The 12,608-nt window shown below is 68.3% G+C and carries 13 protein-coding genes; 6 read left to right on the top strand and 7 right to left on the bottom strand.

Translation table 11 applies throughout. From position 1 onward, the window contains the following. Positions 1 to 119: 119 nt before the first annotated feature. From nadA to ACTIGJ_RS16995, 6 genes are all read right to left on the bottom strand, one after another. Positions 120 to 1,217, bottom strand: a complete 1,098-nt coding sequence (nadA, locus tag ACTIGJ_RS17020) for a quinolinate synthase NadA (protein WP_439641518.1) — start codon at positions 1,215 to 1,217, stop codon at positions 120 to 122. Positions 1,218 to 1,268: 51 nt separating this feature from the next. Further along, the gene (locus ACTIGJ_RS17015; protein WP_439641517.1) at positions 1,269 to 2,759 is read right to left on the bottom strand and encodes a hypothetical protein; all 1,491 of its coding nucleotides are present in this window, start codon (positions 2,757 to 2,759) and stop codon (positions 1,269 to 1,271) included. A gap of 6 nt (positions 2,760 to 2,765) precedes the next feature. Then, on the bottom strand, positions 2,766 to 4,571 hold the full coding sequence (gene aspS, locus ACTIGJ_RS17010; RefSeq protein ID WP_439641516.1) for an aspartate--tRNA ligase: 1,806 nt from the start codon (positions 4,569 to 4,571) through the stop codon (positions 2,766 to 2,768). Positions 4,572 to 4,631: 60 nt separating this feature from the next. After that, complete coding sequence (locus ACTIGJ_RS17005) at positions 4,632 to 5,309, bottom strand: DUF502 domain-containing protein (protein ID WP_439641515.1); 678 nt, start codon at positions 5,307 to 5,309, stop codon at positions 4,632 to 4,634. 4 nt (positions 5,310 to 5,313) lie between these two features. Beyond that, a complete protein-coding gene (locus ACTIGJ_RS17000) occupies positions 5,314 to 5,610 on the bottom strand; it encodes an FmdB family zinc ribbon protein (protein WP_439641514.1) in 297 nt (98 codons plus the stop codon). A 127-nt stretch (positions 5,611 to 5,737) separates the two neighbouring features. After that, on the bottom strand, positions 5,738 to 6,340 hold the full coding sequence (locus tag ACTIGJ_RS16995) for a peptidylprolyl isomerase (protein WP_439641513.1): 603 nt from the start codon (positions 6,338 to 6,340) through the stop codon (positions 5,738 to 5,740). Between the two features lie 99 nt (positions 6,341 to 6,439). On the opposite strand from ACTIGJ_RS16995, the gene djlA reads away from it, so the two are divergent. From djlA to ACTIGJ_RS16965, 6 genes are read left to right on the top strand one after another with little or no spacing between them, the layout of a single operon-like run. After that, entirely contained in the window at positions 6,440 to 7,264 is an 825-nt protein-coding gene (djlA, locus tag ACTIGJ_RS16990) for a co-chaperone DjlA (RefSeq protein WP_439641512.1), read from the top strand. 34 nt (positions 7,265 to 7,298) lie between these two features. Next, a complete protein-coding gene (locus ACTIGJ_RS16985) occupies positions 7,299 to 8,270 on the top strand; it encodes an alpha/beta fold hydrolase (protein WP_439641511.1) in 972 nt (323 codons plus the stop codon). Positions 8,271 to 8,307: 37 nt separating this feature from the next. Then, the gene (locus tag ACTIGJ_RS16980) at positions 8,308 to 9,714 is read left to right on the top strand and encodes a WS/DGAT/MGAT family O-acyltransferase (RefSeq protein ID WP_439641510.1); all 1,407 of its coding nucleotides are present in this window, start codon (positions 8,308 to 8,310) and stop codon (positions 9,712 to 9,714) included. Between the two features lie 50 nt (positions 9,715 to 9,764). After that, entirely contained in the window at positions 9,765 to 10,175 is a 411-nt protein-coding gene (locus ACTIGJ_RS16975) for an MAPEG family protein (RefSeq protein WP_439641509.1), read from the top strand. Positions 10,176 to 10,197: 22 nt separating this feature from the next. After that, a complete protein-coding gene (locus ACTIGJ_RS16970) occupies positions 10,198 to 10,407 on the top strand; it encodes a DUF4169 family protein (RefSeq protein WP_439641508.1) in 210 nt (69 codons plus the stop codon). A 13-nt stretch (positions 10,408 to 10,420) separates the two neighbouring features. Continuing rightward, on the top strand, positions 10,421 to 11,755 hold the full coding sequence (locus ACTIGJ_RS16965) for a glycosyltransferase family 39 protein (protein ID WP_439641507.1): 1,335 nt from the start codon (positions 10,421 to 10,423) through the stop codon (positions 11,753 to 11,755). On the opposite strand, the gene ACTIGJ_RS16960 is transcribed toward ACTIGJ_RS16965, so the two are convergent. Beyond that, positions 11,752 to 12,549 carry a DUF3014 domain-containing protein gene (locus tag ACTIGJ_RS16960; RefSeq protein ID WP_439641506.1) on the bottom strand — a complete coding sequence of 266 codons (798 nt, stop codon included), beginning with the start codon at positions 12,547 to 12,549 and terminating at the stop codon, positions 11,752 to 11,754. The genes ACTIGJ_RS16965 and ACTIGJ_RS16960 overlap by 4 nt on opposite strands. Positions 12,550 to 12,608 lie beyond the last annotated feature (59 nt).

Here is a 12,608-nt window from a genome sequence, read left to right as displayed (position 1 = left end):
CCGCCCCGCTTCGGCGACCAGCGCTGCGTTGAGTTCGGGATCAGATACAGCCAGCGTCGGGGCGTGGGTGAACATGGGTGCGTCTTCGGGGAGAAAGGGAAAAGGAGTCCGGCGAGGAATCAGTCGACGACTTCGAGCATCAGATCAAGCGCGCGGCGCGCCGGCACCGCGACCTCCTTCGACACCTGGATGCGGTTGACGACCGTGCCGGCGACCAGGTTGTCGAGCACCCAGGCCAGATGCTGCGGATCGGTGCGGAACATCGTCGAGCACATGCAGACCATCGGCGACATGAACTGCACGGTGACGCCTTTCGGCTTCATCTCGTCACGCAGCCGGTTGACCAGGTTCAGCTCGGTGCCGACCAGCCAGTGCGAGCCGGGCTCGGCGGCGCGCACGACGCGCAGGATGTACTCGGTGGAACCGACGAAATCCGAGGCCTGACAGACCTCGTAGGAATTCTCCGGATGGCTGATCACGTGGCCGTGCGGCACTTCGCGGCGGAACTTCTCGATCTGCGCCGGATGGAACATCTGGTGCACCGAGCAGAAGCCCTTCCAGAGGATGATCCTGGCGTTGCGGATCTGCTCCACCGTCAGCCCGCCCTGCGGCTGCGTGAAATCCCAGGTGACCATCTGCTCGAGCGGAATGCCCATGGTCAGCCCGGTGTTGCGGCCGAGGTGCTGGTCCGGGAAGAACAGCACCTTCTCGCGGCGGCCGAACGACCATTCGAGCACCGCGCGGGCGTTCGAGGACGTGCAGACGATGCCGCCGTGGTTGCCGCAGAAGGCTTTCAGGTCAGCCGCCGAGTTGATGTACGTCACCGGCGTGACCGTCTCGTCCGGGTCCAGGATCTGCGAAAGCTCGTCCCAGCACTTGCGCACCTTGACCAGGTTGGCCATGTCGGCCATCGAACAGCCGGCGGCGAGGTCCGGCAGGATCACCTGCCGCTCGCCGTTGGTGACGATGTCGGCGACCTCGGCCATGAAGTGCACGCCGCAGAACACGATGTATTCGGCGGAGGTCTTGGCGGCGAGCTGCGACAGCTTCAGCGAATCGCCCGAGAAATGGGCGTGCTTGAACACTTCGTCGCGCTGGTAGTGGTGGCCGAGGATCGCCAGGCGATCGCCGAGGATCGCCTTCGCGGCGACGATGCGGGCGTCACAGGACGCGTCGTCCAGCAGGTTGAACTGATCGATCTTCAATGCGGCCGACATGCCGTACCTCCTTCCTTCGCCGCCGGGATCGCCGTGCGGCAGTGCATCATTCTACGGGGCGGGAACCTGTCCCGGCAGCGGCGGGAAGCTCTGCGGACAGTCGGCCGGCGGCGTCGTGAGCGGCGCCACCGAGGTGTAGGTGCTGGTGGCGGTGAACGGCGTGCCGGTGCCGTTGGCGATCGTGGCGGTGATCGTCGAGGTACCCGGAGTGACGCCAGCCGAACCCACCAGGCCCGCCGACAGCGGCAGCGAGCTGACGATGGCGATGCCGTTGTCGCTGGATGCGAACGTTGCCCGGCGGGTGACGTCCTGCTGGGCGCCGCTGGCATAGGTGCCAACCACGCGGGTCCGGCAGACATTGGCCGAACCGGCGACCGAGGACAGCGCGGCCGGTTCCAGCGCGATGCTGACCAGCGTGTCGGCGACCACGGTCTGCTGGATCGTCGGTGCATGGCGGGCCGGCACCGTTTCCGGCGGCGTCGGCGTGACGATGGTCGGCGTGGTGACGGTCAAGGTCACCGGGTCGCCGGCAGCGATCGCCGTCAGCAGGTTCGGCACGCCGAGGAAGGCGCTCAGGAAGTTGGCGATCGTGATGTTGCTGGAGGTGATCGTCGAGAACGGGCTGACGTTCTGCTCCGGGCCGCTTTCGTCGAAGCCGGCCAGCACCACGTAGCGCTCCGAATTCGGGGCGATCAGCGGCTGGGCGCCGAATTCCGGCTCCATGCGGATCGAGCGGATCGGCGACACCGAGAACTGGGCGGCGATGCTGTCGTTGCAGGTCGCGAACTTGGCGCGTGCGGTCAGCGTGCGGGCATCGGCGGTGGTGGCAGCGATCAGGCCATCGGAATTGATCGAGGCGATCACGGCGTTGGCGTCATTGCTGACCGAGGTCACCGAGGTGCCCGGCACGTCGGTGTCGAAGCTCCACGCCGCAGTCGAATCGACCAGGGTCGGCGTGCCGTTGAGGTTGGCTATCAGCGTCAGATCCACCGACGTCGACGGCCCGAGCTTGAACGCGCTGGTGACGGTCGGATCGGTCGGCGAGCTGGCGGCCGGCAACTCTTCGGTCAGGCTGGTACCGATGTTGCGCTGCGCCAGCCGGATGTCCGGCTTCGGCATCACCCGCAGGTCGATGGTGTCGGTCAGGTTGCTGAACGAGGCGGTCACCCGCACCCGCTGCTCTGCCGCCGTCGGGCTGACCGGCGTCAGCACGCCGCCCGCCTGGGTGGTGGTGGCATCACGACGGAAGTTGCTGATGGTCAGGAACGGCTCGTCGGCCGGCTGCACTGACCAGGTTACGCGCTGGGTGAAATCGGCCGAAGTGCCGTTCTCGAAGAACAGCGTCGCGGTCAGTCCCGAACGCAGACAGACGTAGGTGTCGCCGGTATCGGCATCCAGCGCGCCGGTAGGACCGTTGATGACCAGACGCGTCGGACCGGTGCCGCTACCGATCGGGTTGCAGCCGGCCAGCAGCACGAGGCCGGCCGTCAGTGCGGCCAGCGGAACGGCGCGCGCAAGCGAGGAGCGTCGGGTCATCGTCATTGAACTTCAGGCCTCGGCAGACACGGGACGCGGCGCGGCGGCAGCCGGCGCCACGGTGGAGCGGATCGACAGCTCGCGCAGCTGCTTGCCGTCGACGGTGCCGGGGGCATTGGTCAGCGGGCAGTGAGCGGTCTGGGTCTTCGGGAAGGCGATCACTTCGCGGATCGACTGCGCACCGGTCATCAGCATCACCAGACGATCGAGGCCGAGCGCGATGCCGCCATGCGGCGGTGCGCCGAACTTCAGCGCATCGAGCAGGAAACCGAACTTCTCGCGGGCTTCGTCGTCGCTGATGCCGAGCAGGCGGAACACCGCGCTCTGGACATCGGCGCGATGGATACGGACCGAACCGCCGCCGACTTCCACACCGTTCAGCACCAGGTCATAGCCCTGCGACAGCACGGTGCCCGGGTTGGCTTCGATCTCCGCCACATCGAACACCTTCGGTGCGGTGAACGGGTGGTGCAGCGCCACCCAGCGGCCGTCGTCTTCCTCGAACATCGGCCAGTCGACGACCCACAGCGCACGCCAGGTGCCGGTCGCGGTGAAACCGTGATCGAGGCCGACCTTGATGCGCAGTGCACCCATCGCGTCGCAGACCACCTTGAACTTGTCGGCGCCGAAGAACAGCAGGTCGCCGTCGACCGCGCCAGAGCGGCTGATGATGCCGGCGAGCGCGACATCGGACAGGTTCTTGACGATCGGCGACTGCAGGCCGTCGCGGCCCTTCGAGGCCCATTCGTTGACCTTGATCCAGGCCAGACCGCGGGCGCCGTACTGGCCGACCAGCTTGGTGTAGTCGTCGATCTGGCTGCGCGGAATCTTGCCGCCGCCGGGCACCCGCATCACCACCACGCGGCTCTTGGGATCGGCGGCGGGGGCGGCGAACACCTTGAACTCGGAATCGGCGACGAGATCCTTGATCTCCACCAGTTCCAGCGGGTTGCGCAGGTCCGGCTTGTCGGAGCCGTAGCGACCCATCGCCTCGGCATAGCTCATGTGCGGCAGCTTGCCGAGGTCGACGTTCATCACCGTCTGGAACAGATCGACGAACATCACCTCGATCATCGCCATGATCTCGTCCATCGACAGGAACGAGGTCTCGACGTCGAGCTGGGTGAATTCCGGTTGGCGGTCGGCGCGAAGATCTTCGTCGCGGAAGCAGCGGGCGATCTGGTAGTAGCGGTCGAGGCCGCCCATCATCAAGAGCTGCTTGAACAGCTGCGGGGACTGCGGCAGCGCGAAGAACTTGCCTTCGTGCGTGCGGCTCGGCACCAGGTAGTCGCGCGCGCCTTCCGGCGTGGCGCGGGTCAGGATCGGCGTTTCGACATCGATGAAACCCAGCTCGTCCATCTTGTTGCGGATGCGCCGGATGACGTCGTGGCGCAGGCGCAGGTTCTTCTGCATCAGCGGCCGGCGCAGGTCGACGTAGCGGTACTTGAGCCGGGTTTCCTCGCCGACGGTGTCGTCGTCAAGCTGGAACGGCGGCGTCTCCGCCTTGTTCAGCACCTCGATCGAACGGCCCAGCACTTCGATGCGGCCGGTCGGCAGATTGGCGTTGACGGTGCCCTCCGGACGGGCGCGGACCAGGCCGGTGATCTGCACGACATACTCGCTGCGCAGGCGCTCGGCGGCGGCGAAGGTGTCGGCGTTGTCCGGGTCGAACACCACCTGCAGCAGGCCGTCGCGGTCGCGCAGATCGATGAAGATGACGCCGCCATGGTCACGGCGACGCTGCACCCAGCCGCACACCTGAACGGTCTGGCCGGTGAGCTGCTCGGTCACCTGGCCGCAGTAATGGGAACGCATCATCGGGATCACGCAACGGGAGGGAAAGACTCGGGATTGTACCGCCCGGCACCGGCCCTGTGTTCAGCGCGACGGGTTCGTCGCGCCCGGCAACGGGCCGCCGCCGGGCGCGACGACACCGAGCGAAATGATGTAGCGCATGCCCTCCTCGACCGGAATGTCGAGAAACCGCAGGTCTTCGGCCGGCACCTGCATGATGAAACCGCCGGTCGGGTTCGGCGTGGTCGGCACGAACACCGGAATCAGCGGCCGCCCGGCCGCCTCGCGCACCACCTGCACCGGATCGCCGGTCTGGAAGCCGATCGTCCACAGCCCCGGCCGCGGCCATTCGATCAGCACCACCCGCTTGAACGCGGTGGAATCGCGCGAGAACAACGTCTCGGCCAGCTTCTTGACGCCGCCGTACAGGGTCCGCACCAGCGGGATGCGGAACAGCAGATCCTCCGCCCAACCGAGCATCCGGCTGCCGAGGAAATTGGCCGCCAGCGCGCCGGTGCCGAGCACCAGGCCAACGCTGAGCAGCGCGCCGAAGCCAGGAAAATTCGGCCGCAGCGACTCCGGCACCAGCAGCAGGCTGGTATCGAGCAGGCCGATCAGGAAACGGATGACCAGCAGCGTCGCCGCCAGCGGCACCCAGATCAGTAGGCCGGCGAACAGCCACTGGCGCAGCACCGTCGTCAGCAGCCGGAACCGCGGCTCGGCTGCCGCCGCAGGCCCTCCCGGTTCGACCGGCGCGGTCACCGGCTCAGGACGTCGAGGACACGGCCGGCGCGGCCGGTGCAGCCGCCTTCTCGGCCGGCTTGTCGGCCTTGGCGCTGCTGTCGCTGCCGCCTTCCACCAGGTTGCGCTTGGTATCGGAACCGGACTTGAAGTCGGTTTCGTACCAGCCGCCGCCCTTCAGACGGAAGCCGGCGGCGGAAATCTGCTTGACCAGGCCCGGCTTGTTGCAGGACGGGCAGTCGACGGCCGGCGCATCGGACATCTTCTGCAGCAGCGTGACCGACTTGCCGCACTGGGTGCAGGCGTATTCGTATAACGGCATGGGGACCTCGGAACCTTCGGAATCGTGAACACGGAAGCGGCCGGGCGCAGCATCGCCCCACCAGCCGCTGTATGGGTGCACGTCGCTCGCAATCAAGATGCCGGATGCGGGCGACGCACGGCCGCCGCTACTTGCCCTTCTTGTCGGCGGCCTTCTTTTCGGCGTCTGCGGCGACCTGCATCCTGACGATCTTGGTCGGCTCGCCGAGCACCGCGCCATTGTCGTAGGTCACACCTTTCTTGATCGCGTCGACGTACTCCATGCCGCTCTCGACCTGGCCCCAGATCGTGTACTTGCCGTCCAGGCTCGGCGCCGGGCCGAACATGATGAAGAACTGGCTGTCGGCGGAATCCACCGCCTGCGCGCGCGCCATCGACAGCACGCCGCGCACATGGTGTTCGGTCGAGAACTCCGGCGGCAGGTTCTTGCCCGAGCCGCCGGCACCGGTGCCGGTCGGGTCGCCGGTCTGGGCCATGAAGCCGTCGATCACGCGGTGGAACTTCAAGCCGTCGTAGAAACCCTGGCGGGTCAGTTCCTTGATCCGGGCGACGTGTTTCGGTGCCAGGTCCGGACGCAGCGCGATCACCACGCGGCCGGCCGGCAGGTCGAGGTAGAGCTTGTTTTCCAGCTCGGCGGCGCTGGCCGCCGGTGCGGCCGCATCGGCGGCATGGGCGGTCGCGCCGATCAGCGCGGAAGCGGCAATCAGCAGGCGGGCAAGGAATTTCGTCATGACGATCGGTCCGGGAACGGGTGGCGGGACGCGAGCATAGCCGCGCCGCCGGCTGCGATGCAGCCGGGTTGCCATGTCGGGCTTGGTAAACTCCGGTCCATGCAATTCTTCATTCTCGTCGGCGGCCTGATCGGCCTTGCCGTCAATGGCTGGCGCGGGGCGCTAATCGGCGGCCTGCTGGTATGGGCGCTGCTGCCGCTGCTCGGACGGCTGCTGCTGCGCACGGCGGTCAAGAAGATCACCGCCGTGCAGGCGCAGTTCCTCGACTCGACGTTCGCGGTGATGGGCGCGGTCTGCAAGGCCGACGGCCATGTCAGCGAGAACGAGATCCGGGTCGCCGAGGCGCTGTTCGACCAGCTGCGCCTGAACGGCGAAGCGCGCGACGCCGCCAAGCGCGCCTTCAATCGCGGCAAGAGCGCCGATTTCGATCTCGACGCCGAACTGGCCCGTTTCGCCGCCGCCAGCCGCGCCCAGCCGATGTTCCGGCAGATGTTCCTGCAGGTGCAGGTGTCGGCCATCATCGCCGACGGCCAGATGCACGCCGCCGAGCACGCGATGCTGGCGCGGATCGCCCGCGCGCTGGGCCTGTCCGACCGCGATCTGGCGATGCTCGAAGCGATGATGCGCAGCGGCGCCGGCGGCTTTTCCGGCGGCAGCGCCGGTGCCGGCGGCGGCAGTGGCGGCGTCGGCCGCGACGCACCGGGCGCGCTGGAGGACGCCTATCAGGTGCTCGGCGTTGCCGCCAGCGCCAGCGACGGCGAGATCAAGCGCGCCTACCGCAAGCTGATGAGCGAGAACCACCCGGACAAGCTCGCCGCCAAGGGGCTGCCGGAATCGATGCGGGCGCTGGCCGAAGAAAAGACCCGGCGCATCACGGCCGCCTACCAGCGCATCGAGCGGGCGCGCGGCGGAATCAAGTCTTGACCCCGCACCCACCGTCATCCGCCGAGGCTTGTCGATGCGCCTGCTGCCGCTTCTGCTGGCCCTGCTCTGCACCGCCGGCTGTGCCGGCCGGCCGACCGTGATCCCGGCCCTGCCGCAACCGGTCGACGGAAGCGCGATCACGCTGGAAACGCCGGCCATCGGCCGGGTCGCGATGTTCATGTCGACGCCATCGGCGCCGGCTGGCCATCGGCCGCTGCTGCTGATCCACAGCGTCAATGCTGCCGGCAGCGCCTACGAGGTGCGGCCGCTGTTCGATCACGCGAAGGCGACCCGGCCGGTCTACGCGATCGACCTGCCCGGCTTCGGCCTGTCCGAGCGCAGCGACCGCGCCTACACGCCGCGCCTGATGACCGACGCCGTGCTGGCGGCGGCGGCCGAGATCCGCCGCCGCCACGGCGACGTCGCGATCGACGCGCTGGCCTTGAGCCTGTCGGCGGAATTCCTCGCTCGCGCCGCCGTCGAGCAGCCGCAGGCGTTTGCGCGGCTGGCACTGGTCAGCCCGACCGGCTTCAGCGGCAAGAAGCCGCGTCACGGCGCGCCGGGGTCGACGCGCGGCCAGGCCTGGCTGTACCGGACGCTCAGCTGGTCGGCCTGGGACGACGGCATCTACGGCCTGCTGACCCGGCCCGGCACCATCCGCTACTTCCTCGAGAAGACCTGGGGCAGCAAGACCATCGACGAAGGCCTGTGGGCCTACGACGTGCTGACCACGCAGCAGCCGGGTGCCAAGTTCGCGCCGCTGCATTTCGTGTCCGCCAACCTGTTCTCGGCCGACGTCAACACGCTCTACGACGGCCTGACGCAACCGGTGTGGATGTCGCACGGCGTGCGCGGCGATTTCGTCGACTACCGGGCCACGGCCTGGTACGCCGGTCGGCCGAACTGGTCGTTCACCCGCTTCGAGACCGGCGCGCTGCCGCAGTTCGAACTGCCGGAGCCGTTCTGCGCGGCGCTCGACCGCTTCCTGGCTGGTGAACAACCGTAGTCCGTAGCATGCTCCCCGCACACGAGGGGAGACCAACATGAAGAGCGCCAAGCGCCTCAATCCGCTGGACTGGACGTTCCTGGCCGGCGAGTCCGGCGAAACGATGATGATGGTCGGCGCGCTGATGCCGTTCTCGCCGCCGCCGGATGCCGATGAATCGCTGCTGCGCCGGCTGATGGATGAGGTGCGCGCCGATGCGCGCGCCTGTCCGCCGTGGAACTACAAGCTGCGCTTTCCGAACCTGCTGGCCCATCCGCTGCAGCGCTGGGTCGAGGACGATCACTTCGACGTCGAGTACCACATCCGCCGCTCGGCCCTGCCCTCGCCCGGCGACGAGCGCGAACTCGGCATCCTGGTCTCGCGGCTGCATTCCAACCGGCTCGACTTCCAGCGCCCGCCCTGGGAAGTACATTTCATCGAAGGCCTGGAAGGCGGCCGCTTCGCGATCTATTTCAAGGTTCACCACGCGCTGGTCGATGGCTACACCGGCATCCGGCTGCTGTCGAACAGCCTGTCGTCGAGCCCCGACGAGCACGACACGCCGATGTTCTTCTCGATCGCCCAGAAAGCACGCACCGCCAGGGCCGACAAGGCCCCTCGGGAGCCGACGCTGGATCTGCTGATGCGCCTGGCCCGCGAGCAGGTTGATACCTCGCAGACCATCACCCGGGCGCTGAAGGACACGGTGATGGGCGCCTGGAAGCCGGAAAAGGCGCGCGACCCGGCGCTGAAGGCGCCGATGCAGGCACCGAAGTCGATCCTCAACCAGAAGATCAGCCGTAACCGCCGGTTCGCGACCCAGCAGTTCTCGCTGGAGCGGCTCAAGCGCGTCGCCAAGGCCCATGGCGGCACCCTGAACGATCTGGTGCTGGCGCTGTGCGCGACCGCGCTGCGGCGTCTGCTCGGCGAGCTTGATGCGCTGCCGGCCGAGCCGCTGACCGCGATGCTGCCGGTCAACGTGCGGCCGAAGGACGACCCCGGCGGCGGCAACGCGGTGGGCGCGATCATCGCCTCGCTGGCGACCGACATCGCCGAGCCGCAGGCCCGCTTCCGGGCCATCATCGCCTCCACCGCCGCCGCCAAGGCACAGCTGGCCGGCATGACCCGCAACGGCATCCTGCAATACGGCGCGCTGCTGATGGCGCCACTGCTGCTGGCCCGCGTGCCGGGTACGGTCGGCCGCATCCGGCCGGCCTTCAACCTCGTAATCTCGAACGTCCCGGGACCGACCAGGCCGTTGTACTTCCGTGGCTTCAAGCTGGACGCCTACTACCCGCTGTCGATCCCGATGCACGGCTACGGCCTGAACATCACGGTAGTGTCGTACGGCGACCAGCTAAACTTCGGCTTCATCGGCTGTCGCGACGGCCTGCCGCATCTGCAGCGGCTGGCGGTGTACAGCAAGGCGGCGCTGGATGAGCTGGACGGCGATACATCAGCCTGAACGCAGTTCCTGGACAAACACCACCACTACTACTTGTTCAGGGAATCACCATGACTGGTCTGCATGCAGTACTGCTGTACGTGTTCGTGATCATCGCGCTGGTGCTGAGCTATGCGCTGCCGCGCGTGCCGCAGGTGCTGACGGGCTCGAAGCCAGCCGATGCCTGGGGTCGCGACAAGCCCTCGATCGACCCGGCCCTGCTGGTCCGCGCCCAGCACGCGCATGCCAATGCGGTCGAGAATTTCCCGCTGTTCCTCGCCGTGGTTGCAGTCGGTGCGCTGATGGACAAGAGCGCCACCGCCATCGATCCGCTGGCGATCTATGTGGTCTACCTGCGCATCGGTCAGGCCGGCGTGCACCTGCTCGGCACCTCCTTCTGGCTGGTGATGACCCGGGCCACGTTCTTCCTTGCCCAGATCGGCCTGGTCGGCACCATGGCCTGGCGGCTGTTCGCCGCCTGATCGCACACCGCGCTGCCGCCGCATGGCCGACCTGATCAACCTGAACAAGGCACGCAAGCGGAAAGCGCGCGCCGAGGCCGAGGCGCAGGCGGCGGCCAATCGCATCAAGTTCGGGCGGACGCGGGCGGAGCGGCAGCGCGATGCGGCAGCGGACGCCGAAGCGGCCCGCCGGCTCGATGGCCTGAAGCGCGAGCCGGCGGCGGCACCGGCGACCGAGACATCATCCGACTGACCGCCGCCCGTCGATGCCCCACCCGCTTCCGCTGAGCCGCCGGCAGGTCGGCATCGTCTGGTGCTGCTGGCTCGGTGGCGGCCTGCTTCGGTTGATCTACCTGCTGGTGCTGCACCCGCCGCTGCTGCACGTCTACAGCGACATGGCCGGCTATCTGCAACGCGCCCGCGCGCTGCTCGACGGCCATGTCGAGGGCATTGCCGATTCGCTGTACCCGCCCGGGGCGTCCTACCTGTTCGCGGCGCTGCTGAAGGTCGATCCCGGCGCCGGCCTGTTCGTCATCGCCCAGTGGCTGCTGTCGCTGGCCACGATGGCCGGCCTGTGGTCGCTGGCGCGCCGGCTCTACGGCAACGGCGTGGCGGTGCTGAGCCTCGCGGTGGTGGCGCTGTACCTGCCGCTGTTCCACTACGCCGGCCTGTTCCTCGCCGAAAATCCCTTCACCTGCGCGCTGGTCTGGGCCTATGTGCTGCTGCTGCGGGCGATCGATGCGCCGGTGCCGGCCAGCACCGCGCTGTGGGCGCTGGCTGCCGGGCTGGCCGCCGGCCTTGCGGCGGCGCTGAAGGCAACCATCCTGCTGCCGGTGCTCGTCACCGGCGTGATCGTGCTGCTGTGGCTAAGGTTGCAGCACCGGCGGGGCGCGCTGAGTCTCGTGGCCGGCGTGGCGCTGGGGCTGGCGATCGTGCTGCTGCCGCTGGCGCAGCGCTGCACACGGCTGGCGGAAGGCCATTTCTGCCTGGTCAGTACCAACACTGCGATGAACGCGCTGATGGGCCATGCCGGCGAAAAGGCGGAATTCCGCTGGCTCGATGGCCCGCGCCAGATGACCTTCTCGTTCACCAGCCCGAGTGCGCCGCTGCGCGGCTATCACGAGCGCGTCGACCTCGACTTCGGTGCCTACGACGTGCCAGCCAATCTGGCCGAACTGCACCGGCGCATCGAGGCCGATCCGTGGATGGCGCTGACCAGCAGCCTGCGCAATGTCGCCGACCTGTTCGTCGGCCGTGATTTCTGGCCGGCCGCGACCTACCGCCAGCGCAACTGGGCGCGTGGCTACCAGAACCTCTACAAGTGGATGCTGCTGCCGCTGGCGCTGCTGTGGCTGGTCTGGCGCGCGCCGCGACTGCTGCGCCTGAAACCCGACAGCCTCGCCGAATGGCTGCTGCTGACGCCGATGCTGGGCCTGATGGCGACCGCCTTCATCTCGCTTGGCGAGGTGCGCTTCCGGCTGCCGTTCGACGGCTTCGTGATCATCCTCGCCGCCCAGGCCATGCTGGCCCTGGTCGATCGCCGGCAGCGGCGCATCGGGCTGGCGCCGCCGGCGGCGTGGAGCAGCGCAGTCGGCCGTTAGCGCGCCGTTGCGGCGACGCCACCGGTGACGATCCGGCCACGGATCGCGATCAGCCGGGCCACCAGCGCCGCCCGGTGCTCGCCGCCGATCCGCCAGAGCAGACGCCGGCCGTAGGAGGCGTGCTCCAGCGCCGGATCGGCGTATTCCCAGTAGATCTTCGGCTTCACCAGCGTGATCGGTGCGGCGGGCTTCGGCGTGGCGATCAGGTGATCGATCACCGCGATCAGCCGGTTGTTGAAGCTGGCGCCGGGATAACCCAGTTCCTGATACGCCTTCTGGAACAGCGGATACCAGCGGAAGTACAGCGCCACCAGCGCCTCGTCGTCGAGCGCCGTCAGCACCGCTATGGCGGCGTCGTAGCGATCGGAATTGGCGTCGTCGAGCGTCGCCGTGCCGTCGTCCCGCTCCAGCACCCGGAACGCGCCATCGACCGGACGCAGCGGCCGCAGCTTCAGCGCCACCCGCTCGCGCGGCAGGTTGTCGATGGTGACGACGATGCGGCGGATCAGCAGGTCCGGGATCAGCCAGGCTTCCAGCGGCTGCGCGCCGGGCACACCGAGCAGCGCGCGCCGGAAGGCGTCGTCGCTGTCGTCGATCGACGGCAGGGCTGCCGCTTCCGGCGCCGCCGGCGGCACCGGATAGTCAGCGGCCGGCGGCGGCGCTTCGATGGCGGCTTCGGCGGCCGGCGCCGGCACGGCCGGAGCCGCTGGCGGCGGCTTCAGCCAGAAGAACCAGGCGGCGGCCAGCGCCCCCAGCCCGGCCACGAGAATCACAGCCCAGCGCGTCGCGGACATGGTTGGCTCCGGTCAGATGATGAACAGCCCCCGCAGGGTATCGAGCGCCGGCAGCGGCT

This window comes from Nevskia sp. (genome assembly GCF_051860985.1).
Taxonomy (GTDB): Bacteria; Pseudomonadota; Gammaproteobacteria; order Nevskiales; family Nevskiaceae; genus Nevskia.
This window is presented reverse-complemented; position numbering and strand designations above follow the sequence as displayed.

Excerpts from the sequence above, each read along its gene's own strand:
- nadA (WP_439641518.1), bottom strand. The coding sequence starts at position 1,217 with ATGTCGGCCGCATTGAAGATCGATCAGTTCAACCTGCTGGACGACGCG.
- ACTIGJ_RS17015 (WP_439641517.1), bottom strand. The coding sequence starts at position 2,759 with ATGACGATGACCCGACGCTCCTCGCTTGCGCGCGCCGTTCCGCTGGCC.
- aspS (WP_439641516.1), bottom strand. The coding sequence starts at position 4,571 with ATGATGCGTTCCCATTACTGCGGCCAGGTGACCGAGCAGCTCACCGGC.
- ACTIGJ_RS17000 (WP_439641514.1), bottom strand. The coding sequence starts at position 5,610 with ATGCCGTTATACGAATACGCCTGCACCCAGTGCGGCAAGTCGGTCACG.
- ACTIGJ_RS16995 (WP_439641513.1), bottom strand. The coding sequence starts at position 6,340 with ATGACGAAATTCCTTGCCCGCCTGCTGATTGCCGCTTCCGCGCTGATC.
- djlA (WP_439641512.1), top strand. The coding sequence starts at position 6,440 with ATGCAATTCTTCATTCTCGTCGGCGGCCTGATCGGCCTTGCCGTCAAT.
- ACTIGJ_RS16985 (WP_439641511.1), top strand. The coding sequence starts at position 7,299 with ATGCGCCTGCTGCCGCTTCTGCTGGCCCTGCTCTGCACCGCCGGCTGT.
- ACTIGJ_RS16980 (WP_439641510.1), top strand. The coding sequence starts at position 8,308 with ATGAAGAGCGCCAAGCGCCTCAATCCGCTGGACTGGACGTTCCTGGCC.
- ACTIGJ_RS16975 (WP_439641509.1), top strand. The coding sequence starts at position 9,765 with ATGACTGGTCTGCATGCAGTACTGCTGTACGTGTTCGTGATCATCGCG.
- ACTIGJ_RS16970 (WP_439641508.1), top strand. The coding sequence starts at position 10,198 with ATGGCCGACCTGATCAACCTGAACAAGGCACGCAAGCGGAAAGCGCGC.
- ACTIGJ_RS16965 (WP_439641507.1), top strand. The coding sequence starts at position 10,421 with ATGCCCCACCCGCTTCCGCTGAGCCGCCGGCAGGTCGGCATCGTCTGG.
- ACTIGJ_RS16960 (WP_439641506.1), bottom strand. The coding sequence starts at position 12,549 with ATGTCCGCGACGCGCTGGGCTGTGATTCTCGTGGCCGGGCTGGGGGCG.